The organism is Lysinibacillus sp. Bpr_S20 (genome assembly GCF_023337835.1).
Classification (GTDB): domain Bacteria; phylum Bacillota; class Bacilli; order Bacillales_A; family Planococcaceae; genus Lysinibacillus.
In genome coordinates this window covers 53537-76125 of the sequence record NZ_JALNLQ010000001.1, presented here as the reverse complement: position 1 = coordinate 76125, position 22589 = coordinate 53537, and the positions used below count along the sequence as shown (strand labels likewise).

The window sequence follows — 22589 nt, the reverse complement described above, 5'->3', positions numbered from 1 at the left end:
TCCTCTTTTGATGTTTGCAGTCAAAGCAAGATTTTTTAACTGTAACTCGTTCAAAACCTACTTTCTCGATTCGAATAATTAATGCTTGTTTGATAGCTTGTTTAGTTTCAAAGTTCATTATTTTATGAAAAGACATTTCTACCTCCGCATTGAAATTATATAGGCTCATGTAAAATCCAACTGTCTATATTAAAGAATTGATGATAATTTACTCATCCTAAATATACAACCGAAGTCGCAAAACACCCTGCCGAGTTTAACAAATTAGACATAATAAAGCACCAAATAACAGTCGGTTATTTGATGCTTAGTCGATATGAAACAATTTCTTGTTTTTTAATTATTTACTACCGTAAATTCTTCTAAATGAAATAGTACATACATATTTGGGTTCAAAGATAATAATACGTAGGTTCAAGCCTTTTGTGACAATGGAGGCTCCTCCTGTATCCAAGCATTTCATTTGAATTTTGCTAAATATACTTAAACGATCTCCTACAATCGTTTAATTCCTCCATTATCGAATTCCATCATGCTATTATTTTCATAATTTTGTTTCCCATAGGCACAAATTTCTTTAAAAAGCTACATCGCTTTTTAAACAAATTATTTTTTTGAGTAATATTCCAAAATTCCCTTGTAAATAGATTCCGCAAATAACGCAATAAATTGATCATCCGATAACTTAGCTCGGTCTTCACTATTTGTTAGGAAGCCCAGCTCTACTAATATGGCTGGAATAATCGTGTTTCGAATCACATAGAATTGTTTATTTTTGACCCCTCGGTTTCTCATATGTAAGTCACTAACAATTTGATTGTTTACGAATGTTGCAAGATCAATACTCTCTTTATGTAAATCCCCCGTTGTAATCGCGTAAAATGTTTCAGTGCCATTTGCAGTAGTATTATTTTTTACTGAGTTCGCATGAATACTAACAAAAATTTCACCGTAGCTAGCATTTGTAAAATCAACACGATCCTGTAGCGTTGGATACACATCTTCTGTACGTGTCATTAATACATTCGCACCTGCTGCAGCCAATTTTTGCTCCACAAGTTTACTAACCTTGAATACAACATCTTTTTCAAAAAGAGAACCAACAGTATTTCCGGGATCCTTACCACCATGACCTGGATCTATGATGATAATTCGTCCCTTTAATGGGTTGCCACTTTGATTTAATAACTTTAAATAAGATTTATGGACATACCCATTTTGACCTTGGTAGGTAACCTGTGCCCAATAACCGTTAATATTACTCACTTGAACATATTCGCCCTTTTTCAGCTTGCTTACAATCGTAGAAGTGGAATTGGCCTCTTTGCGAATATTTAAATTATCCACTGTTACTCGACCTATAACCTTTGATACATCAGGTGCTGCCACACTTTTTACAGGTACATCTAAGCGATACTTATCATTTTTTGCACGCGCTACAAATAACGCAAATTGTTTACGTGTCACTTGTTCGTTTGGATTATACTTTTGATTACTGCCCTTTGTGATACCGTTAGAGTAAATCGTATTTACGTATATAACGTACGGATGTTTAATACCTACGTCCACAAAAGGAGAATCGCTATTTTCATGCTCACTTGTATCAAGCTTAAATGCTTTCGTTAACACATAACTCATTTCATCACGAGTTAAAGGTTTGTTCGGTAAAAATTGTCCTTTTATATTCGTTTTAAAGAAGCCAAGCTGTACAGCACGTTCCACATAGCCCGAAAACTCTGTGCCAGCTTTGATATCTGAGAAGCTTGATTTATTAACAACCAGCGGCTTGTTGCCCGAAGCAATAACTACCATTTTGGCCGCCTGTGCACGTGTTACATTATTATTAGGTTTGAAATACGTTTTACCCTTTTCCGGATATCCATTTATAACACCTAAATTCCATAAATAATTAATCTCTTCATAAGCTTCATCCTGTTTTGGAATATCTACAAACCCGCCACTCGCTTGTGCATTATGTACAGTAATCATAGAAATGAATAGGATGCATAGCATAAAACTAATTTTTTTGAGATACAATTTCTTCATTCCTCCCTTTCATTTTCGTAAAATCCTACAGGCAATACTACCGTTGCTCTTCTGTAATAATTACATCTTTATTAAGCACTTGTAACTCTTGCTCTATTCGCTTTTCTTGAAGCTCAACTTCCTTTACCCAGCTGTTATAACCTAACATAAGTAGTTCTTTATTATATCTAGAGAAAGAAATTTGAACTACTTCACCTTGATCCGATCTTACTTGGAAGGAAATTTCCGTATTTTTTTTATCTCCTAGTTGATTTTCTTGATACCCTTGTCCGCTATACTCAACAGAAGTCACTTTACCCGATAATAATTGATATTTTTTTACTGCTTCTTTTGCTAACATTTGATATTCTTTAATAGACTTATATCCATACCTTCTGGAATATCTTCCTTATGATAAACCCATCTCGCAATCAAATGATTTTCTCTACTTTACCAAAATTAGTAATTTTAATTATATTTATCTAGATTCGCTCATAATATACCATTGGATTTAAAAAATCCCAAAATCAATTTTTGTTTATAATTGAACAAAAGTTGAATAAAATCAGGAAAATGGTCAATTCAGAAAAAATTAAGTTTTCCTAATTGTTCTGAAATCGAGAGAGTTAACCCATAAAAATTTGAAAAGTACAACGAAAGAGCTTTGGAAATGTAGGAATTTACGAAGTAGAGTAGTTTAAAGAATTTTGTTCCAAATCTGATAAAAATTCAATGCTGCCTATTTTAACCATGGTTTATAATCAGCACCAAGTCCTGAGCCGCTCCCTTCTTTAATCCACCTTTCAACTTTTACGCTGTTATCGGCTGCTTCTGAATAAGGAATATTGTAGCTAGCAGGTACCAATTGTATTTTATTCACTTCTACAGCCTTAACTTTTTGGCTAATCTCACTAAATATTGCCGTAGTCACTGCAATTGCTCCTATAGTTCCAAGTACAAGCCGCTTCATTTCACTTTTTTTGTCATATTCACCTTAATCAATCCCCTTTTCATTTTTAATAAGTGTGATCACAGTTATAAGTGTATAAACGGTAGGTTATCAAACTATCATGAACTTGTTATTAACTTGTAAAAGTTAATTTGGCTGTTGTTCCCTTCCCTATTTCTGATGAAAAGTTAACTCTGCATGGTGGTTAACTGTAATTTTCTTACAAAGTGTTAAACCTAGTCCTGCACCTCCAGCAGAGTGACTTCGAGAAAGGTCTACTCGGTAAAATGCCTCTGTTATATGATTAAGATGCTTCTTTAACATTCCTTTCCATTATCTTGAACGACAATTACCTTATGTTCATTTTCTAAATATGCATTTAATTTAATCAATCCATCTGGGCTACAAGCTTTAAGCGGATTATCGATTAAATTAACTGGCAGAATATGTATGAGGTCTGCTAGATTTAGTAATTCTCACCTGCTTCGCCCTTGTCTTTATTACATTAAATACTTTAAGTTTTAAAAATACCGTTCATTATAAATCGAGGGCACTGAAAAAGTCGATTTGCCACAAAAAATGTGATGCAAATCGACTTTTTTAAGTTTCTAAATCGAACAAAAGACAGATTTATAATATTGAAAAATGAATTTTTGTAGTTTTTCAGTGTCCTCTTATAAATCAGTGGTGGTTTTCTTCTCCACTGATAGTAAGTCTTCACCAATCGAGCTCATAGAGGAATTTAATCTCATGGCCCTTGTACTTGAGCTTGGGTCAAAACACTCCGCATCTCTTAGTTCCTGATTTTATTCTACATTTTGTAAGGATATATAGATGGTATCTCCTTACAAAACTCTCATTGCTGCAAAGATGCTAAATTACCAATGAAGCGCAATAATCGAAAATGAATCATTGCTAGCTCCTCTACGTTTAAATTCTCATCGTCGCTGTCTAACCACTCTTGAATAACACCTAAAATCGCGGACGTTAAAAAAGCCTCAAAATATTGTTGAAATTCTTTATCAAGCCCCTCCCCTTGAATCACAGAGATTCTGTCCAAAATATGATGACTAAAAACTTTCTTCATCCTCTTGCTAAAGACTGGGCTCCCCTGTTCCCCTAAAATTACTCGAAAGGCTGTTGCATGGTTTTTAATGCATTGAAACACTTCGATAAACGGTTGATACAGCTGACCTGTTTTTATCGTGTAGAAGGCATCTAGAGGTTGAACATTTCTCACATAGCTTTCTAGCTCATTTAATAGCTCCTGTTGTAAATCCTCCATCACTTCATATTTATCCTTATAATGTAAATAAAAAGTTCCTCGATTAATGTTTGCAGTAATAGCTAGGTTTTTTACTGTTACTCTTTCAAAACCTACTTCTTCTATTTGTCTAAGTAATGCATTTTTTATAGCTCGTTTTGTTTCAAAATTCATCATATCGTGAATAGACATTTAGATCCCCCATTGTATGATCACTTTATTCTGTTCGTATTTAGCCATGTTGTTAGATAGTTACCTCAATAATCACAATAAGGTCAAATAGTGCTAGTTATTACAGCGTTACCTTATTTATCGGCACTCTTCTTAGTTATTTCCATTAATTGAATTTAGTAAAATGGCAATTTTAAAAATCTTTAAATGTCTGTACCTTGCTCGAAAATGTTGAAACCCAAAATCACTTAACACTTTTTCGTTTTCTGTTTATTGTAATCCCCCATATACTGCCTTAAAATTTCAAGTATCAACACTGTGTTCAGTAAAGGAGAGATGGATAGATGGGAATCAATGCAATTTCATTAAACTCCATAGAAAAAAGGTTTCATCAAAAACAAGTAATTGCCCCGCTTTCCTTAGAAATTCCAAAGGGACAGCTTATTGGCTTACTTGGTCCTTCAGGCTGTGGGAAAACGACGTTAATTAAAATGATTATGGGAATGATTAAACCCGATAATGGTCATATTCAAGTGTTAAATTATACAGTCCCCCATAAGCAATTACTGACGGATATCGGCTATATGGCACAATCAGATGCTTTGTATTTGGATTTAACCGGTGAGGAGAACCTTCACTTTTTTGCTAAGCTTTATCGATTACCAAAAAAAGAACGTGCGGAGCGTGTCAATTATGCTGCAAGCCTCGTTCATTTAACGGATGATTTAACTAGTAAGGTGTTGAATTATTCTGGAGGGATGAAACGGAGATTATCCCTTGCAATTGCCCTTATCCAAAATCCAAAGTTGTTGATTTTAGATGAGCCAACGGTTGGGATTGATCCCGTATTAAAAAAAGAGATTTGGCAGGAGTTAATTCGTTTAAAAAACGAGGAGCATAAAACAATTTTAGTAACGACACATGCGATGGATGAAGCGGAGCGCTGTGACCAGTTGGCAATGCTACGCAATGGCCATATTATCGCGCATGGAACACCTGATGATTTGAAAGCTCATTATCAGGCAAAGGATTTTGATGAAGTATTTTTAAAGGCTGGAGGTGAAGCACTGTGAGAATCGGCGCAATTGTGACTAGAATTATGCAGCAAATGATCCGCGATAAACGTACACTCGCCTTATTATTTTTTGCCCCTCTTCTAGTGCTGTCATTAATGTATTTTGTTTTCAATAGTAACGAACCTGACATGACACTAGTCGTATCTAATGGTCCTACATCAATCATTGAAAAACTTGAATGGGCAGATTTTCATGTGATCGAAAAAAATGATTTTTCTATTGATAGTTTAAAAGATGACAAATATGATGGCTGGTTAGCTTTTCATCCCACTCAATTGAAGCTCATATTATTAAATGATGATCCATCTACAGCTAAAGCTTTAAAGATGAAGCTTTCTCAAGTTTTACAGCCGGAACAATCTGCCATGATGAAGCTGACGACTGATTATGTATATGGCGATGAAAATACCGCTATTTTTGATATTTTTAGCCCGATGCTAACAGGCTTCTTTGTGTTCTTTTTCGTCTTTTTAATTACAGGGATAGCGTTGTTAAAAGAACGAACTTCAGGTACATTGGAGCGCTTATTAGCGACACCGATTAAACGTTCTGAAATTGTTGCTGGTTATATCATTGGTTATGGATTGTTTGCACTTCTTCAAACAACTATTATTGTGCTATTCGGGGTTTATGTCCTTGATATCGTGCACGTTGGCTCCATTTGGCTTGTGCTGCTAATCAATATTGTCGTCGCACTTGTTTCATTATCATTAGGGGCTTTGTTATCAAGTTTTGCTGCATCAGAGTTTCAAATGATGCAATTTATTCCGCTAGTCATTATACCGCAAATTTTCTTTTCAGGTATTTTCCCACTGGATAATATGGTGGAGTGGCTGCAAAATATTGGGCGTATTATGCCACTATACTATGCCGCTGACGCGTTGAATGGGGTTATGTATAAAGGCTATTCCTTTAGTGAAATTCTAGCAGACTTAGCGGTTCTTGCTTGCTTCGCTCTAGTATTTATTACATTAAATATTATAAGTTTAAAAAAATACCGATCATTATAATCAAAAGGTTCTGCTCTAAAAAATAGGGCAGAACCTTTTGATTATAAATTAGGACCCATTAGCATAACGTGGGGTTGATTTCCGTTCCGGCTGGGCGCTTTGTTGTTGCTGCCGCTTCGCTTTCGCACAGAAAAAATACGCTGCGCTGCAGGCTTCGGGCCAACACGAGGTTGATCACGAAGGCGGTATCAAAAGATATGATATTCTTAGCCTTCGTTCCCCTATCGCAGATCCCTATGAAGTCGCCTAGTCTCCACTTTCAATCAACCACTTCACTTAGCATGTATTTTTGGGCATTACAATCGTCGCAACTGTTAAAAATATTCATCTATGTAACATAGCGTTCACTTTTGAAATGCAGAAGTTTTATAAAAGTTCTACACTATTGCTGATTGGAGTGGAAGGCTACTCGACTCCCGTGGGAATACGAGACAGGCGAGACCCTGCACGGAGCGAAGCGGAGGAAGCGGCTCGGCGCTCGCCCACAGGAAAGCGAGTAGCCTGGAACGGAAATCAACCCACGTTATGAAGACACAACACAAATATCTAAAAATAAAAAATCGAACCAATATTCTGTTAGCAAAAGAACTATTATTCATCTATACTAAAATTACAGTTAATGGTTAAATATTTTGCATTGTAAGTTAACTAGCCTAAAAACAAAGGTGTGTAAAGATGAAAACAATTATGGAAATACAGGACATCTCTAAACAGTATAGAGGTAAGAAAATCTTAGAGAACGCTACATTTTCTATTTGTGCCAATCAAATTATAGCCCTAGTAGGAAAAAATGGATCAGGTAAGAGTACCCTTCTAAAAATCATTGCGGAATTAGTTGATGCTGACAGTGGTTCTATTGTGAAACATCGACAATCATTAAAAATTGGCTATGTGCCTGAAGTGACCCCTTCACATATTTTGTTTACGCCCGAAGAATATCTTTTTCATATGGGTAGCATTCGAGGTATGACTAAAAAACAACTACAGCTCAAAATAAATGAGTTATTTGAATTATTTCATTTACAGGAAGCACGGAACATTCGGATTGCCAACTTTTCTAAAGGTATGAAGCAAAAGGTTATGATTATGCAGGCCATGCTTGAAGACACAGATCTGCTAATCTTAGATGAACCGTTATCAGGACTCGATCCTAAGGCCCAAAGTGACTTAGAAGAAACTCTCTCTATTTTAAAGGATAAAGGATTCAGTATCGTTTTAACATGCCACGAAACAAAATTACTGCAACATCTTGTTGATACAGTTCTTGTTATCCAAAATAATAAGGTCGTTCAAGCTGATTCATTCCATAAAAATGAAATACCGAAAAACAAATTAATTTTTGAAATATCAAATGATGAATTATTGGACAACCTACTACCTTTTCTTGAAATTCAACATCAAAGTCTTTTAAATAATGGTTGTCATGAGGTCATTACCATTATTAAGACAGAAGATACAGATCAAGTATTACTGGATCTCCTACAGAAAAAAGCCTCTATTAGACAATTAACCCCTATCAATCAGAAGGAGGAACAATTTTACACCCATTTTTAAGGAGGAAAAGACGCTGTCATGACTAGTTTATTACGCTATCAATTTATCAATTATTTAAGAACCTACCAATATGTTCCGCCTTTTTCAATTTTCATTTTATGTCTGGTCGTTAATTATTCCTTTGTTCCAAACCCAATATTAGATAGTTATTCGTTTACAGCTATCATTCTCTTTTTTCTAATGGGATGGTTTACAATTACACTATTTCACGCAGAAGATGAAGAGCAAAAAGTAATTACAACACTCCATGCTAAAAGTCGAACACAATATAATTTAGGAATTTTTATGATTTGTGTACTGATTGGTTTCTTCTTAAGCTGTGTATCAGTCATCTACCCTACTCTAATTGGCGCCTTTGGAGAAAAACCAAGATTTTTACATCAATTACTAGGATTCCTCTCTCATTTTAGTTTAGCTGTACTAGCTATTGCACTTTCAGCTATATTTACGAGGGAACTTGTCAAAAACAAGCAAAATACTTGGTGGGGTGTACTTGGCATCTTAATTATTTCTGTCGTAATCGCCACTTTAAAAGAGACAATTCTTCAGGTCAAGGGACTCATTTGGCTGCTTCCTCCTGTGCGTCTATCATTGGAAATGATGGGTTCGGAAGATTCAATAACGTCAATACCTAACAGTTTTTATTGGCAATTTGCTTGGATTTTCGTCTATGCAAGCTTCATCATCATGTTGTTCTTCCTCCTTTCGAATCGAAAAAGGAGGTAAATTTCTAAAGAAGGATGTGAAGCTGTTGATTGATTACATGACTTTTGACGTGATGTGGATGGATGACATTATTGCACATGTTGAGTTAAAACCGACTGATGGTGGCACACCCTATGTCATTAACTATATCGAAGATTTTAACAAGCAATTTTCACCAACGATGGAGGGGCATATAACACTAGAAGAACTGGAACGTTGGCTAAAATGGCGAACCTTCCCCCCTACTCGGGCCAACGCAAAAGAATTACTGGCTTCACTTGATATGCAAGCCTATAATCGTTGGGGCATCGTGCGGAAAACCCATGGTGTAATGGCAGATGATGAAATTTGGATTCAATTTAAAGGCGAAACTCTCACACATCGGGATGTCTGCTTACGCAAGGATCTATACTATCCTGAGGAACCCAATATCTAAAATTTCAATAAGTTTCAATAAGTTAACTAAGATGATAGACCTCTCTAACAGGATTTTTTTAGTAAATCACAAAAATGCCCCCATCTACCTAGGTAGTGGGGCGATATTTTCATATCAGGATTGTCATTAATCAAGCTGTTCTTTTAATTTATTTATTTCATCTAGTGTTAATTCTGTAAATTCAGCTACTGTTTCTAAATCTATTTTTTTCTGTAACATTTTCAAGGCTATTTCTTGCTGCTTCTTTTTCTCACCTTGCTCAATTCCTTGCTTTATCCCTTTTACTACCCCGTCCTTCTCCGCATAATATTTTGCGTCCTCTATCTTCGCCTCCTCATCTAATATATATTTCAAACGGGATTCATAGGCATAATATTCTTCAGGAGATTGACTTAATTCTTGCCAAATAGTTAAAGCATCTTTTATTCTTTTGTCGCTCATAGCAAGCTCCTCCAATGCCAAATAGATTTCTTTATAGATTTTTTTCTTTCTTCCATCAACCACACCCAGGAACAATAACCATCCTGCAAGTTCATTATCTAACGGGTTCAGTTTATTATGAAACCATTGTCTAATAAATTTATTCATTTCTATAAAGTGGATTTCAAGAACATCGTCAATTCTAAATTTCCCATCATCTTCATACAAATGGAATGAAGTATGATACGCATCGGTTTGCTTAAACAAACTAAAATTACAAATATTAATAGTAATTGTTGGTCTTAATGTATGATAACCAAAACCTTTTTTAAGCTCTGAAGTGTAAATTTTTGACCAATAGTATAGTGTCCGCTTGACCATATCATGCTGATTGCTTAATTGAATTTCAATATTAATCGCTATATTTTCCTGAGTTTTCACTAGAACGTCTAACCGGGATTGCTTATCATCTCTGTGTTCACCACTAAATTCTTGACTCATAAAAGAGACTTCTTTAATAGCATTGTTACCTGTACGATTTAAAATTGCATTCAGAAAGTAAACCGTTAGACTTTTATTATTTTCATTTCCAAATAATCGCTTAAAAGCGTAATCGACTTTGAGATCTACAAATTTTTCAAGTGGAATTCTACGTGTTGCCATTTCACTCATACCCATCACTCCAAATGATTTACCTCAGTTATAGCATTTAAAATTCAAATTGAAAGTCAACAAAACTTTATTTTTATCTTGATTTTATATAAAAATACTTACTATTATTCAGCATTATATACTAAGACAATCACATTTTTCCCTATCAAATTTGCATTAATAAATCCGTAAAATCTTCCTCAGAAAAGACACCAATATTATTTCTTCTTAGCAATGCAGTTGTTACGCCTACGCCAACCAATGTTGTACCATTGAAATCACCATTGTAAATCATTGCACTTCCACAGGAAGGACTATACTCTTTTAAAATAACTTTAGTCGCACCTAGTTCGAGTGCTTTCTGTAATGTTGCATATGCGCCCTTAATATAAAGATCTGTAACATCACGGCCAGATTTTTCAACCACTCTCGCTTTTCCATCAAGAACGTCTTCACCATCTCCACCGACAATTTCAGCGGGCTCACGAGGCGTCGAAAAACCTCCCATAAGTTCAGGGCATACAGTTACCGCCTTATTTTCTAACACAAGCCGATGAATTCTATCATCTAAACTATCTGTTCCGTTATAACGTACCTTTAATCCAGCTAAGCAAGAACTTATTAAAATCATATGTGCACCTCATTTTTATCCGTTTCGTATAATCACAACTATAGCTCATTTGAAAATTCCGTCAACAACCTTACTACAACTTAAATTACTTCCTTGACCTACTCTATTCTCTTTTTAATGAGTTATATTGATTGATTAACTCCATTTTTTATTATTTGTAGGACAACCATTTCACGGATTTGTGCTACTATTTTATTATCTAATTTCTATGAACGCATTCTATCTTTTATAAAGGAGGATCAAGACTTGGTTGAATTTACAATTTGTTTTCTTAAGAAGGGTGAGCAACTATTATTATTAAATAGGGATTTCCCAGAATGGATGGGGGCTTGGAATGGTGTAGGTGGAAAGATTGAGAATGATGAAACACCATTAGTTGGTGCATTACGAGAAATTAAGGAAGAAACGGGCATTGTACTGCAGGATATTACCTACAAAGGAAAAATAACATGGACGGATGGAATAACTGACTTTGGCTGTATGTATGCTTTTATTGCTGAATTACCAGAGTCCTATCAGTATGTGACACCGATTAAAGTTGCAGAAGGCATTTTAGATTGGAAAGATCTATCATGGATTTTCCATCCTAAAAATGTAGGAATAGCAGATTTAAAATATTACTTACCGAAAATGCTGGATGAAACCATAAACTATGAATACATATTTACATATGAAGATAATAAGCTGATTGATATAAGGAGTACCCCATTAGTTACTGTCTAAATAGAACAAAGCCTCGTAAACGCGATATTATCGTTTACGAGGCTTGACTATTATTTTCTTGGTTGCGCAAATCGCATTCTGCACATCGACCAATTCAATGTTGTTTTTTGAATTTCATCATAGATGTTCCACAGGCTATCGACTACCCGTATTTCAACCTTACGTTTAAACAGTTCCTCAAATAAATTATCTACTTCAAATTTAGCAATAGGATATTGTGTTGTTTCACTCGTATAATAACCAGCATTTTGATCCTGCAATGTAAATTCGCAGATGTCAAACTCATATAAGTAAAGCTTCGTATTTTTCATCGTCTCAAACCATTTGCTTTCAATTACGACAACGTGTTCACATGATGCGGATGTTATATAGGCTTGTTTATCCCATTCATTTGTATTGGCACCAATATGGTAGCAAACTCGCGGACAATTTCTAGGAGTTAAAAAATTAGGCAAGCATGTATCGTTGATTGCCCATACTAGACCTTTTTCGGGATCTAAATCTAGTCGATCCGGTAATCGTGGGTGAAATACTGTAATATCACTTTCCTCACTGACATGATATATGCGCAAATGTTTCCCCTCCTTATTTTCTTAATTTGAAGACTTTGAAATTCTGTATATGGATCCCTGCGTTTGTCGTTACTGTTCTTGCATACTATTCACTCATTTCAGTATAGCATTATAGCGTTACCTTTCTTGCGCACATTCATATTTTTCATTAACGAAAAAAGAAATAAAGCCAGAAATCCCTAACTGGATTTCTGGCTTCTCTGATTTAAAGACTGGATTGAGTTTTGATAGGCAATGAATTGTCTAATGTGGTCTGGCGTTTAACAGTGATCCATCAGGACGATTGCTGCACCGACCCATCGTTCCGATTATTGTTGAATCGCCAATAGAACGCTTGCATATTACACCCACAGACAAAAGTAATCGCTTAAGTTAGCATCTATCACTTTGAACTATAGTAAAAAACGTACAGGTTCCTCTAAATAGCCTGCCACACTACGCATAAATGCACCTACTGGCTCGCCATCAATAACACGATGATCAAATGTGCAAGACAATGTCATTGAATGGCCAATTTGTATCGTATCTTCTACTACGATTGGCTCTTTCACAATTTTATGAAAGCCCAAAATTGCTACTTCAGGATAGTTAGTAATCGGCGTCGCAAATATTGCCCCGTCCTTTCCTGTACTAGAAATTGTGAAAGTACTACCTGTTAAATCTTCAACCGTTGCTTTTCTAGAATGAACCTTTGCCAATAAACTTTCTAGCTCTTCTGTAATTTCAAAAATGCTTTTTTTATTTGCATGTTTTATCACTGGCACAAGTAGACCGTCTGAAGTAGCAACTGCAACACCAATATGAATATAAGGTAAAATTACAAGTGCTTTTTGGTCTTCATCTACCTTGGCATTAAAGTGCTCATGTTCCTGTAAAGCTGTCGCAACTGCCTTGATTAAAAAAGGTAAGTAAGTTAGTTTTTTGTCCTTCATTTCCGGCAGCTGTTGAACACTTTTCCTAAAAGCCACTAAATTCGTCACATTAATTTTTTCCATTCCGGTGCATAATACTGCCTTGGAAACGGCTTTTTGCATATTTTCAAAGATTGCTTTGCGCAACCCACGAATAGGGACGATTTTATTTTCATTAGCTTCATCTTCAATACGTTTTGACTTATTTTGCACTTTTGCTATCGCGGAAGATGATTGTTTAGCATGTCTATCTAAATCACATCGCAACACCCGTCCGTTTGGCCCACTGCCCTGTATTTCTTCAATATTAATGCCCATAGTGCGCGCTGCTTTTCTAACTGAAGGAGCTGCCATCACCCTTCCTAATATTGAAAATTCAATCTTCTCTTTCGGTATACTCTCCTCTTTTTTCTCTCCAAGTGGCTGTGTTGGCTTGGGTGGTGACGAATCTGAGGTTTTACTAAATTGACAAAGCAGACTACCTACCGTAATGGTATTTCCCTCTTCGCCTCCAAGTTTCTCAATCACTCCTGTAATGGGAGCTGTAATTTCTACAACGGCTTTATCGGTTTGAACCTCTACTAACGGCTCATTAATCGCTACTTTTTGCCCTTGCTTTACAAACCAGCCAACAATTTCTGCTTCATGTAAACCTTCCCCTATATCAGGGAGTAAAAAATCATACATTACTATCCCTCCCTATTCTTTCATGACATTTTGTACTGCACTTACAATGCGCGTTACAGTTGGCATCCATTCTGCCTCAATGCTCGATACAGGGAAAGGTGTATCATAACCTGTGACACGTAAAATCGGTGCGTGCATAGCATACATACAGTTTTCGGCAATAACTGCTGCGATTTCCGCCCCTACACCGCCTGTTTTTGCCGCTTCATGAACAACGACTAGTCTGCCAGTTTTATCTACCGACTGAATGATGGTTCCATAGTCAATAGGTGCGATTGTTCGTAAATCAATGATTTCCACAGACACACCCTGCTCTTGTAATTGTGCTACTGCCTGTTTAACCGTTACGACACACGGACCATATGTTACGATGGTCACATGCTCCCCTTCTTGAACAATTGCCGCCTTACCAATAGGCACTTCATAGTATTCTTCTTGTACTTCCTCTTTTATCGTTCGGTATAGCTTCAAAGGCTCTAAGAACAATACTGGGTCTGGATCTTTAATCGCCGCTGCGAGTAACCCTTTAGCATCGGAAGGCGTACTTGGCATGACTACCTTTAAACCTGGTGAGTGTAAGAACAATGCTTCTAAACTATCGGAATGTAATTCAGGTGCATGAATCCCTCCTCCGTATGGTGCTCTAACAACCAGTGGCACGGTAACTGTGCCTTCCGTTCGAGAACGAAGGCGTGCGGCCTGTCCTACCATTTGATCCATCGCCTCATAAATAAACCCTAAAAACTGTATTTCTGCTATTGGTTTAAGTCCTCTAGTGGCTAAACCTACTGCAGCTCCAATAATGGCAGACTCAGCAATCGGTGTATCCACTACACGCCTTTCTCCAAAACGTTCCATGAGCCCATCCGTCACACGGAAAACTCCTCCATTTTTTCCGATATCCTCACCGAGACAAAGGATTGTTTCATCATTTTCCATTGCTTGGCTTAAGCATGTATTGATTGCCTGTACTATTGTCATCTCCATCATTACACCTCTCCTCTTTGTTGCAATTGTCTTACTAAGTTTTGAGGCATTGTTTCATATGTTGCTCTTAGTACTTTTGGAATCGTTGTCTTTTCGATTGTAAGTGCCTTTTCATACGCTTTTAAAACGATTTCTTCGCAGTCATTTAACAGCTCCTCCTCTTGCCTCTCATCCCATAGCCCAGTAGTAATAATAAATTTCTTCATTCTTTCTATAGGATCATTTGTCAGCCATTCCTCAACTTCAGCTTGGTCTCTATACTTCGTCGGATCGTCTGCAGTTGTATGCGGCCCTTGGCGGAATGTAACAGCTTCAATCAGCACAGGCTCTCCATTTTTAGCTTTTTCTATAGCAAGCTTCGTTGCTTCATAAACTGCTAATACGTCATTGCCGTCTACTCTAATTCCTGTAATCCCATAAGCCAACGCCTTTTGTGCGATTGATTGGCTAGCGGTTTGTTTATGAATTGGATTACTAATTGCCCATTGATTGTTTTGAATAAAGAAAACCACTGGTAATTTATATACACCCGCAAAATTTAATGCTTCATGGAAATCGCCCTCTGAGGTACCTCCATCACCCATATAAGCAACCGAAACACTGTCTTCCCCTTTATATTTACTAGCCCATGCCCCACCTACCGCATGTAAAAATTGCGCTCCAATAACGATTTGAATAGGAAAAATAGATAAATCAGTTAAATGCTGCCCAGCCATCTTACCCATTGTGTAACAAAAGAACTTATCGATAGGCATCCCGTGAACAAATGAAGCCGCAATATCTCGGTAACTAGGATAAATCCAATCATTCGAATTCAATGCGTAAGCGCTTCCAACTTGTGCCGCTTCTTGCCCTCTAATTGGCGGATATGTTTTTATTTTACCTTGGCGTTGAAATTTCAATGCAATTCCATCAAAGATTCTCCCCTGTACCATATGTTTATACATTTCGATACATTGCTCATCTGTGGCAGTTCTTTTAAAGAAAGTTTCCGAAAGCGAACAATCTTCGTCCAAAACTGATGCTGTGTCAATTTTTAAACATGATTGATTTAACCACATTTCAACTTCGCCCTCTAAACATGACTGATTTAACCACATTTCAATTCCTCCCTTTATAACGTTATTTTAATTATAAATAAGAGACAGACGTCATATCATTAGCTAATTTTGTATTTTTTTAGCTTTTTTACACTTTAAACAGAATTATTAAATAAATCGACACAGAAATGTTGTGACATCACATGATTTCCTCAATTGGAATGTCCGTTTTGCTCAAAATAATTTTCCATATATACCCTCTCCGATGTAATACAACGAACCCGCAATAACCTTCGCATGACAATTTTCATTGCGAATCAGTCCAAGCTGTCGAACAATTTCTACGTTGGCTGACACCCTTTTTTATATCATGTAGATAGAGGCTGCCATCTTTAAGTAAAAAACAAACCAGAAACCCCCAATCGGATTTCTGGCTTTTCTAATTTAAGGACTAGATTGAGTTTTGATAGGCAATGCATTGTCAAAAGTGGCCTGCCGTTTAACAGTAATCCATCTTCCACATAACATGACCATTAAGGCAAAAAATACAATAACTCCTGCAAAAACAAGCGCTGCCTTATAACTACTATAAACCGCCACAAGCTGACCCGCGATAATCGGTCCGATAATTTGTCCAAAAGCATAAAACGTAGTTAACAAAGATACTACTGGGCCGCTTTGTGTTGGGAATAGTTGACGTGCATAGGAAGTCGTTAACGTCACAATGCCTACAAAGGTTAAGCCGAATAAAAAGGACGATAACAGGACGCTCCACACCGTTTGTGAAAATACTGGTAATAAGATGCCTAGTACTTGCAATACATACGCGACAAACAAAATTTTGATGGCAGAAAATTTTTCTAATAATACAGTCCAAACAGGTGCTGATGGGATAGCGGCTACCCCAACAATGACCCAGCTATAGGAAGAATAGGCTTGTAGTGAAGGAATATTGTGAATAATATCCACTAAAAAAGTACCTGTGATAATATAGCCTAACCCCTCTAAGCCATATGCGACAATCAACCATGGCATGAAGCCCTTTGTCATTTTTCCATTAGAGGATTTGACAGTTTTCACACTATCCTGTACATCCAAACCTTTCCAAAGTATATAAGTCGTCACTAAAAAAACAGCCGATAAAATCCCTAAGCCAATCCATGTACCTTGCCAAGCAAAACGTGCTTCAATAGCAGGGACCAATAAACCTGAAATCGCAATTCCTAGTCCAATACCTCCAAATAAATAGCCTGACCATCGTGTAAGTGAATGCTTCGCTAAGTAATCCATAACAATACTACATGTTAATACAAAAATAAGTCCCCCTGTAATGCCCGCAATTAGACGAAGCACAAGCCAAACACTATATATTTCAATGATTCCCATCAAAACAACAGAAAGGACATTTAAGACAACACTTAACAATAAAAAGTTCTTCTTTTGGCGATTGATAAATCCTGCCCACAATGCACCAATGAAATAGCCAATATAATTACTTGATGCTAAAAATCCTGCAACTTCAAACGAAAACCCAACATCATTACGCATAAATGGCAAAATTGGCGTAAATGCAAACCTGCTAATCCCCATAGCTACTACAAGTAATAGCACCCCACCAAATAAAATTCCGATGTGCTGTCGATTCAATATGCCCCCACCCCCAAAAACTTATTGTAATTAAAAGGATACAGAGTGAAAATTAATAAATCTAATATATAATTTATATAAAAGGATAAAAAATTTTTATAAGAGGTGGAATACATAATGAATTTACATGCTCTTAGATTATTTACAAAAGTAGCTGAGCTCAACAGTGTTTCGAAGGCAGCACAAGCGCTGATGATTAGTCAACCCGCCGTTACTATCCAAATAAGAAATTTGGAAAAAGAACTTGATTTAACACTGTTAGAGTCAAAAGGTAGAGGAATTACTTTAACACAAAATGGCGAATTTTTATTTAAACAGGCTCAGCGCTTATTTGATTTAGAATTGGATATCGAAAACAAACTAGAGCAATTAAAAAACACAGGTAATGAAGAATTGCAAATTGCTTCTACGCATGTTCCATCCCATTTTTTATTACCAAAATGGCTCGCAAAATATAAACAAGCCTATCCGACAACTAATATCCATATAAAGACTGCTAATTCCCAGCAGGTTATTGAAGAATTACTTCACTACAAGGCTGATATGGCTTTTATCGTAAAAGAGGATGGTCATCATCCAGATATAAATTATCAATTCCTCATGAATCTCGATTATTGGTTTATCGTTCCATTTGGTCATCCGCTGGCAGATCAGAAAGTGACATTAGCGAAATTAATGCAGCAGCCATTTGTTTCTCGAGAAGATGGTAGCTCTACGAAAGAATATTTAAACGCTTTATGTAAGGTTCATAAAATCCCACCGCCAAGAGTAGGACTACAACTTGACGGTATCAATGAATCCATTCACGCTATTGCAGCTGGGTATGGTACGATGCTAGCTCCATCTATAGCTGCCTCTAGCTTTATTCAACGTCAGCAAGTAGCGCGCGTTTTTATAAAAGATGTCGATGTTCAACGCCCTATCTACCTTTGCACACGAAAAAATGAACAAAATACCTCGTCGACCTTTAATACTTTTATTAACATCATCAATGATTCGATTTCATAACAGCCACACTTCATAAATTACGTATATTCAAAAGCACAATACTCCTACTACTGGTGGAAGATTATGCATCTTCTAGATTATTTTCTGAAAATTCTACTCTATTCGCTTTTGTTTTGTTATACTAGAGTAAAAAAGTAGGGATTGAAATGATTTATGATGTGATTGTAATCGGTGCAGGATCGATGGGGATGGCAGCGGGCTATCATTTAGCGAAGGCCGGAAAAAATGTCTTGATGCTTGATGCCTTTAATCCTCCTCACGAAGAAGGTAGTCATCATGGAGAAACAAGAATTATTCGCTTTGCGTATGGTGAAGGAGCTAGCTATGTACCTTTTGTCAAAAGAGCAGGTGAATTATGGAGAGAGCTTGAAACGTTAACGAGTGAAGCTTTATTTTTACAAACAGGTGTTATAAATGTCGGTGAAGAGACCCATCCTTTTATTCAAAATGTGAAAACAAGTGCTAAACTCTATGATTTAGCATTAGAGCAGTATTCTGCGGCTGAAGCAATGGAAAAATGGCCTGGATTATCCTTACCCAAAAACTTTGTTGCTTGTTTTGAGCCTACTGCTGGTGTCCTCCGTGTGGAAGCCTGTATTAGCGCTTATAAAAAATTAGCTCTTGAGGCAGGGGCAACCTTACATACAAACGAAAAAGTGCAATCCATCAACGCTGGAGCAATTGTCCGCGTCCAAACAGCAACTAATATATATGAAGCTAAACATTTAATTGTGACAGCTGGTGCTTGGACAACTGAGTTACTACAAACAATGGACATCGCCATTCCTGTAACACCAACGCGAAAAACATTTGCATGGTTTGAGGCTGATGAGCAGCTTTATCGAGAAGATATTTTCCCGGCCTATTGTTTTGAATTTGCTGATTCCATGTACTATGGTTTTCCTAGTATTGATGGAGCTGGTCTGAAGCTTGGCAGGCACGATGGCGGTGAAGCTATCAATCCAAATGAACCTTTATGTCCGTTTGATGAACAGGATTCTGTTGATTTACAAAATTTCATTCAGCGATTTATGCCACAGCATGGAGCATTAAAATACGGCAAAACTTGCAAATATTCAATGACCCCGGACGAAAATTTCATTATTGACTTTTTACCTGAGCATCAAAATATTGTTATTGCAGCAGGTTTTTCGGGTCATGGCTTTAAATTTAGTAGTGCCGTTGGTGAAGTACTAGCGGATTTAACGCTACATGGAAAAAGTAAGCAGGATTTATCACTCTTTAAGCTTAGTAGATTTAATACAAACTGATGCATTACTACTGTGTTGGATTAAAGCGAGAAGACTGCCATAAAGGCAGTCTTCTATCGTTTCATGATCTTTTTTACGAAATAGACGAGTACATCCAACAACACACCGTATACTAACCCTAGCCCAATGCGCACGATATAGCGAACGAACGTAAAATCATTAGCAACCATATACTCTCGTACTGGGTCATGATAGAGCAGCCACATATAAACAAAATCAGCCGTGAAAAACGACATTATAAGTTCCTTCTCATCTTGACCCATCCAATGTAAGATGCAAATACCAATCATAATGATCACAATCCACGTAGTGAAATTATTAAATGGTGCTGGAGCAAAGCGTCTTCCAGCTAAAATCACCGTAATCGGAAATACAATAATAGCAAGCCCACCAAGTATCCCTAGTTGATAAAGATCGAATAGATTAATGCCAATTACCGTCACTATATACGCAATAATACATGCCGTTATAATTTTGATATGCAAAGAACGTAAAAATGTCATTTCATTCCCTCCTGAGATGCATAAATCAAGTAACACTTTTATCGATGTCCTTCAAAACTTGCTCATCCAACCAAAACAACACCATTAGTGTAACTTTACACCAACAGTGTTGTCATTCAACCACTTTTCGTTATCCATACCGATTTGATATAAGATATGCTTGCTGATCATGTTTGATTGGGCAAATCTTTAACTTTAGATTTGTTAAAATTATGTAGTAATATTTTCCATGGTATTTGCATTGCTTTTCAAAAAAATTGTTTACCCTATTTAGCGGAGAGAGTAATGTACAGTGCACACTACTCTCTTATTTATGATTAAAGTTTTAATTGACACTTGATCAAATCATGCTAGAACGCTATATCTATCCCCAATAGGCCAAAGAACGTTTCTTCATCGCTTCCCGGTATTGCTCTGTTGAGATTGGCAATGCTTTATTTGTTTCATAATCCATAATGACACCATATTTTCGAACAACATCCATTTGATTAATTTCACCTTTGTTGTACATCTGCTCCACTTCTATTGGATCTGTCTCTAGCCATTGATGGCGATTTTTACGAATATGATCGCGTTCCTTTAATGTAGCAGCCATATCAATTTCGAAGGCATCCATATCGCGGTCAATTTCATGGATGACTACGCCATAATCAATTTTGGCACGCTCAATCGAAACATATTCATCAATCACGTCCTCTAAAACAGCGTTTACATCTCTTGCTAATGGGTCACCTAAACCACCACCTCCTGCTGAGGGACGCGTAAAGGAATCTCCTGTCTTCAACTCAACATTGGAGAAAATCGTGCCTAAAAATTTTTCATCCTCTTTGTTGGGATTTAACATAGCCCCCTGTGCAATAGAAGGTAAGCCGCCCATAATCCCCCATGTAATCGAGCGAGAACGATCACAGCAATAAGACATCACTGTTTGGTTTACATTCGTTAAAACGCCGCCCTTTTCTACACCACAGCCACCACGGTATTTACCTGGACCAGCGGAGTCTATAATAATTTCATGCTTCGTTGTAACAACCGGCGATAAACGCTCTTGCCCTTCACATGGTTGAACACTTAACCCTACCCCGAAAACTGGTGAAGTTGTATTCGCACCATCACGGTCAATACGTCCACCATGGCCACCAGCCATCCAGTCATACCACATAAAATATTCACTACTATCTCTCCGCTGATCATACCCACCTATTAATAAATACTCTAAATTAAATGAACAGGCGATAGCGCGTTCAGGCATAATATTCGACCATAACTCAAAGCAGGCATTCATTATTTTTTCAAACGCTCCTGAACAATAACCAGATACAGCTACTGGGCTAGGTGCGTTAACAACAGAGTTTTCAGGGAGGAATATTTTTACGACACGATAAAACCCTGAGTTCAGCGGAATCTCTGGGAAAAATGTTTTAGTTCCTGCATAAGTACCAGAAAGTGCCGAGCCAAAGCCTGCATTTAAAAAACAGCTAATATAAGGATGTGAATCACTTAAATCATAAGCTATTTCATCCTCCGTAATGGTCATTTTCACACGAATCGGAATAAGACCATCCCCTAATTGTGGATCCATATCGATATAATCCACCGTTTCCCATTGACCCTTTGGTAAAGCTTTAATTTTCGCTTTCATTAATCGTTCTACATAATTTTGGACTTCCTCAAAAGCCACTAGCACCGTATTTATACCGTACTTATCAATCATTTCCTTGAGCTGCTTCTCTCCAACTTTCGCCGCTTCCACTTGAGAACGTAAATCTCCAATACGTTCCTCCGGGATACGCATATTCATGACAATAATCTTCACAACATCTGTTAAATATTGACCTTTACTATAAATTCGGACAGGCGGGATACGTAGACCTTCCCCGTAATGCTCCTTAGCTGTAATATCAAAGGAACCTGGATTTGAGCCACCGACATCTGCCCAATGTCCATTTGTTTGCATGAGTGCAATTAGTTTGTCATCATGGAATACCGGTAAAACTACGCGTACGTCACTGAAATGTGTGCCTCCCCGATAAGGATCATTGACTAAAAATACATCACCTGGATGAATATCATCAGCGAAGTCCTCTAAGACAGCTTTTGCCGTTAAGTGCAATGTCCCTACATGTACGGAAATATCTTGTGTTCCTTGCATAACGGTATTCCCCTGTGCATCGCATAATGCACAGCTGAAGTCTCGATTATAAATAACAAATGAGTAGCATGTTCGCAGCATTTGTTCAGCCATTTGATCGACTAAATTTACAAAGCCGTTTTTTAACACTTCAAATGTTACTGGGTCCAGATGTTGGACCTTATGATTGGTCTCCAATTTCGTTGTACTCATTGTC

At 37.0% G+C, this 22589-nt stretch carries 22 protein-coding genes; 8 read left to right on the top strand and 14 right to left on the bottom strand.

Going from position 1 to position 22589, the window contains the following annotated elements:
• Positions 1 to 606: 606 nt before the first annotated feature.
• From MWJ95_RS00350 to MWJ95_RS00335, 5 genes are all read right to left on the bottom strand, one after another.
• Positions 607 to 2037 carry an N-acetylmuramoyl-L-alanine amidase gene (locus tag MWJ95_RS00350; RefSeq protein ID WP_249074309.1) on the bottom strand — a complete coding sequence of 477 codons (1431 nt, stop codon included), beginning with the start codon at positions 2035 to 2037 and terminating at the stop codon, positions 607 to 609.
• Between the two features lie 46 nt (positions 2038 to 2083).
• The gene (locus MWJ95_RS00345) at positions 2084 to 2386 is read right to left on the bottom strand and encodes a hypothetical protein (RefSeq protein ID WP_249074310.1); all 303 of its coding nucleotides are present in this window, start codon (positions 2384 to 2386) and stop codon (positions 2084 to 2086) included.
• 378 nt (positions 2387 to 2764) lie between these two features.
• Complete coding sequence (locus tag MWJ95_RS00340; protein ID WP_249074311.1) at positions 2765 to 2956, bottom strand: hypothetical protein; 192 nt, start codon at positions 2954 to 2956, stop codon at positions 2765 to 2767.
• Positions 2957 to 3145: 189 nt separating this feature from the next.
• On the bottom strand, positions 3146 to 3298 hold the full coding sequence (locus MWJ95_RS24595) for an ATP-binding protein (RefSeq protein WP_249074312.1): 153 nt from the start codon (positions 3296 to 3298) through the stop codon (positions 3146 to 3148).
• 532 nt (positions 3299 to 3830) lie between these two features.
• Entirely contained in the window at positions 3831 to 4430 is a 600-nt protein-coding gene (locus MWJ95_RS00335) for a TetR/AcrR family transcriptional regulator (RefSeq protein WP_249074314.1), read from the bottom strand.
• A gap of 323 nt (positions 4431 to 4753) precedes the next feature.
• Here MWJ95_RS00335 and MWJ95_RS00330 point away from each other — a divergent pair, with 323 nt between their 5' ends.
• From MWJ95_RS00330 to MWJ95_RS00310, 5 genes are all read left to right on the top strand, one after another.
• Positions 4754 to 5482, top strand: coding sequence for an ABC transporter ATP-binding protein (locus MWJ95_RS00330; protein ID WP_249074315.1), 729 nt, complete (start codon positions 4754 to 4756; stop codon positions 5480 to 5482).
• Positions 5479 to 6495: an ABC transporter permease gene (locus MWJ95_RS00325; protein WP_249074316.1), complete on the top strand. Its 1017-nt coding sequence runs from the start codon at positions 5479 to 5481 to the stop codon at positions 6493 to 6495. Before MWJ95_RS00330 ends, MWJ95_RS00325 begins: the two co-directional genes overlap by 4 nt.
• A gap of 675 nt (positions 6496 to 7170) precedes the next feature.
• The gene (locus tag MWJ95_RS00320; RefSeq protein ID WP_249074317.1) at positions 7171 to 8049 is read left to right on the top strand and encodes an ABC transporter ATP-binding protein; all 879 of its coding nucleotides are present in this window, start codon (positions 7171 to 7173) and stop codon (positions 8047 to 8049) included.
• Positions 8050 to 8067: 18 nt separating this feature from the next.
• Positions 8068 to 8775 carry an ABC transporter permease gene (locus MWJ95_RS00315; protein WP_249074318.1) on the top strand — a complete coding sequence of 236 codons (708 nt, stop codon included), beginning with the start codon at positions 8068 to 8070 and terminating at the stop codon, positions 8773 to 8775.
• A 25-nt stretch (positions 8776 to 8800) separates the two neighbouring features.
• Positions 8801 to 9190, top strand: coding sequence for a hypothetical protein (locus MWJ95_RS00310; RefSeq protein ID WP_249103639.1), 390 nt, complete (start codon positions 8801 to 8803; stop codon positions 9188 to 9190).
• Positions 9191 to 9316: 126 nt separating this feature from the next.
• Here MWJ95_RS00310 and MWJ95_RS00305 read toward each other — a convergent pair whose 3' ends face one another.
• Both MWJ95_RS00305 and MWJ95_RS00300 read right to left on the bottom strand, forming a co-directional pair.
• The gene (locus MWJ95_RS00305; RefSeq protein WP_249074319.1) at positions 9317 to 10282 is read right to left on the bottom strand and encodes an Rpn family recombination-promoting nuclease/putative transposase; all 966 of its coding nucleotides are present in this window, start codon (positions 10280 to 10282) and stop codon (positions 9317 to 9319) included.
• A 145-nt stretch (positions 10283 to 10427) separates the two neighbouring features.
• Positions 10428 to 10892, bottom strand: coding sequence for a 2-thiouracil desulfurase family protein (locus MWJ95_RS00300; protein ID WP_249074320.1), 465 nt, complete (start codon positions 10890 to 10892; stop codon positions 10428 to 10430).
• 246 nt (positions 10893 to 11138) lie between these two features.
• Between MWJ95_RS00300 and MWJ95_RS00295 the strand changes: the two genes are divergently transcribed.
• Positions 11139 to 11615, top strand: coding sequence for an NUDIX hydrolase (locus tag MWJ95_RS00295; RefSeq protein WP_249074321.1), 477 nt, complete (start codon positions 11139 to 11141; stop codon positions 11613 to 11615).
• Between the two features lie 50 nt (positions 11616 to 11665).
• Here the strand turns inward: MWJ95_RS00295 and MWJ95_RS00290 are convergent, their stop codons facing one another.
• From MWJ95_RS00290 to MWJ95_RS00270, 5 genes are all read right to left on the bottom strand, one after another.
• Positions 11666 to 12187, bottom strand: a complete 522-nt coding sequence (locus MWJ95_RS00290; RefSeq protein WP_249074323.1) for a DUF6886 family protein — start codon at positions 12185 to 12187, stop codon at positions 11666 to 11668.
• 392 nt (positions 12188 to 12579) lie between these two features.
• On the bottom strand, positions 12580 to 13785 hold the full coding sequence (locus tag MWJ95_RS00285) for a dihydrolipoamide acetyltransferase family protein (RefSeq protein ID WP_249074324.1): 1206 nt from the start codon (positions 13783 to 13785) through the stop codon (positions 12580 to 12582).
• A gap of 12 nt (positions 13786 to 13797) precedes the next feature.
• Positions 13798 to 14775 carry an alpha-ketoacid dehydrogenase subunit beta gene (locus MWJ95_RS00280; protein WP_249074325.1) on the bottom strand — a complete coding sequence of 326 codons (978 nt, stop codon included), beginning with the start codon at positions 14773 to 14775 and terminating at the stop codon, positions 13798 to 13800.
• The gene (pdhA, locus tag MWJ95_RS00275; RefSeq protein WP_249074326.1) at positions 14775 to 15872 is read right to left on the bottom strand and encodes a pyruvate dehydrogenase (acetyl-transferring) E1 component subunit alpha; all 1098 of its coding nucleotides are present in this window, start codon (positions 15870 to 15872) and stop codon (positions 14775 to 14777) included. Before pdhA ends, MWJ95_RS00280 begins: the two co-directional genes overlap by 1 nt.
• 384 nt (positions 15873 to 16256) lie before the next feature.
• Entirely contained in the window at positions 16257 to 17459 is a 1203-nt protein-coding gene (locus MWJ95_RS00270) for a YbfB/YjiJ family MFS transporter (RefSeq protein WP_249074327.1), read from the bottom strand.
• 117 nt (positions 17460 to 17576) lie between these two features.
• On the opposite strand from MWJ95_RS00270, the gene MWJ95_RS00265 reads away from it, so the two are divergent.
• Together MWJ95_RS00265 and solA are read left to right on the top strand one after the other, a co-directional pair.
• The gene (locus MWJ95_RS00265; protein ID WP_249074328.1) at positions 17577 to 18467 is read left to right on the top strand and encodes a LysR family transcriptional regulator; all 891 of its coding nucleotides are present in this window, start codon (positions 17577 to 17579) and stop codon (positions 18465 to 18467) included.
• A gap of 146 nt (positions 18468 to 18613) precedes the next feature.
• Positions 18614 to 19738, top strand: coding sequence for an N-methyl-L-tryptophan oxidase (gene solA, locus MWJ95_RS00260; RefSeq protein WP_249074329.1), 1125 nt, complete (start codon positions 18614 to 18616; stop codon positions 19736 to 19738).
• Between the two features lie 53 nt (positions 19739 to 19791).
• Here solA and MWJ95_RS00255 read toward each other — a convergent pair whose 3' ends face one another.
• Both MWJ95_RS00255 and MWJ95_RS00250 read right to left on the bottom strand, forming a co-directional pair.
• A complete protein-coding gene (locus MWJ95_RS00255) occupies positions 19792 to 20241 on the bottom strand; it encodes a hypothetical protein (protein WP_249074331.1) in 450 nt (149 codons plus the stop codon).
• Between the two features lie 364 nt (positions 20242 to 20605).
• Entirely contained in the window at positions 20606 to 22585 is a 1980-nt protein-coding gene (locus tag MWJ95_RS00250) for a hydantoinase B/oxoprolinase family protein (protein WP_249074332.1), read from the bottom strand.
• Between the last annotated feature and the right edge of the window lie 4 nt (positions 22586 to 22589).

Excerpts from the sequence above, each read along its gene's own strand:
- MWJ95_RS00345 (WP_249074310.1), bottom strand. The coding sequence starts at position 2,386 with ATGTTAGCAAAAGAAGCAGTAAAAAAATATCAATTATTATCGGGTAAA.
- MWJ95_RS24595 (WP_249074312.1), bottom strand. The coding sequence starts at position 3,298 with ATGTTAAAGAAGCATCTTAATCATATAACAGAGGCATTTTACCGAGTA.
- MWJ95_RS00335 (WP_249074314.1), bottom strand. The coding sequence starts at position 4,430 with ATGTCTATTCACGATATGATGAATTTTGAAACAAAACGAGCTATAAAA.
- MWJ95_RS00330 (WP_249074315.1), top strand. The coding sequence starts at position 4,754 with ATGGGAATCAATGCAATTTCATTAAACTCCATAGAAAAAAGGTTTCAT.
- MWJ95_RS00320 (WP_249074317.1), top strand. The coding sequence starts at position 7,171 with ATGAAAACAATTATGGAAATACAGGACATCTCTAAACAGTATAGAGGT.
- MWJ95_RS00315 (WP_249074318.1), top strand. The coding sequence starts at position 8,068 with ATGACTAGTTTATTACGCTATCAATTTATCAATTATTTAAGAACCTAC.
- MWJ95_RS00305 (WP_249074319.1), bottom strand. The coding sequence starts at position 10,282 with ATGAGTGAAATGGCAACACGTAGAATTCCACTTGAAAAATTTGTAGAT.
- MWJ95_RS00300 (WP_249074320.1), bottom strand. The coding sequence starts at position 10,892 with ATGATTTTAATAAGTTCTTGCTTAGCTGGATTAAAGGTACGTTATAAC.
- MWJ95_RS00285 (WP_249074324.1), bottom strand. The coding sequence starts at position 13,785 with ATGTATGATTTTTTACTCCCTGATATAGGGGAAGGTTTACATGAAGCA.
- MWJ95_RS00280 (WP_249074325.1), bottom strand. The coding sequence starts at position 14,775 with ATGATGGAGATGACAATAGTACAGGCAATCAATACATGCTTAAGCCAA.
- pdhA (WP_249074326.1), bottom strand. The coding sequence starts at position 15,872 with ATGTGGTTAAATCAGTCATGTTTAGAGGGCGAAGTTGAAATGTGGTTA.
- MWJ95_RS00265 (WP_249074328.1), top strand. The coding sequence starts at position 17,577 with ATGAATTTACATGCTCTTAGATTATTTACAAAAGTAGCTGAGCTCAAC.
- solA (WP_249074329.1), top strand. The coding sequence starts at position 18,614 with ATGATTTATGATGTGATTGTAATCGGTGCAGGATCGATGGGGATGGCA.
- MWJ95_RS00255 (WP_249074331.1), bottom strand. The coding sequence starts at position 20,241 with ATGACATTTTTACGTTCTTTGCATATCAAAATTATAACGGCATGTATT.
- MWJ95_RS00250 (WP_249074332.1), bottom strand. The coding sequence starts at position 22,585 with ATGAGTACAACGAAATTGGAGACCAATCATAAGGTCCAACATCTGGAC.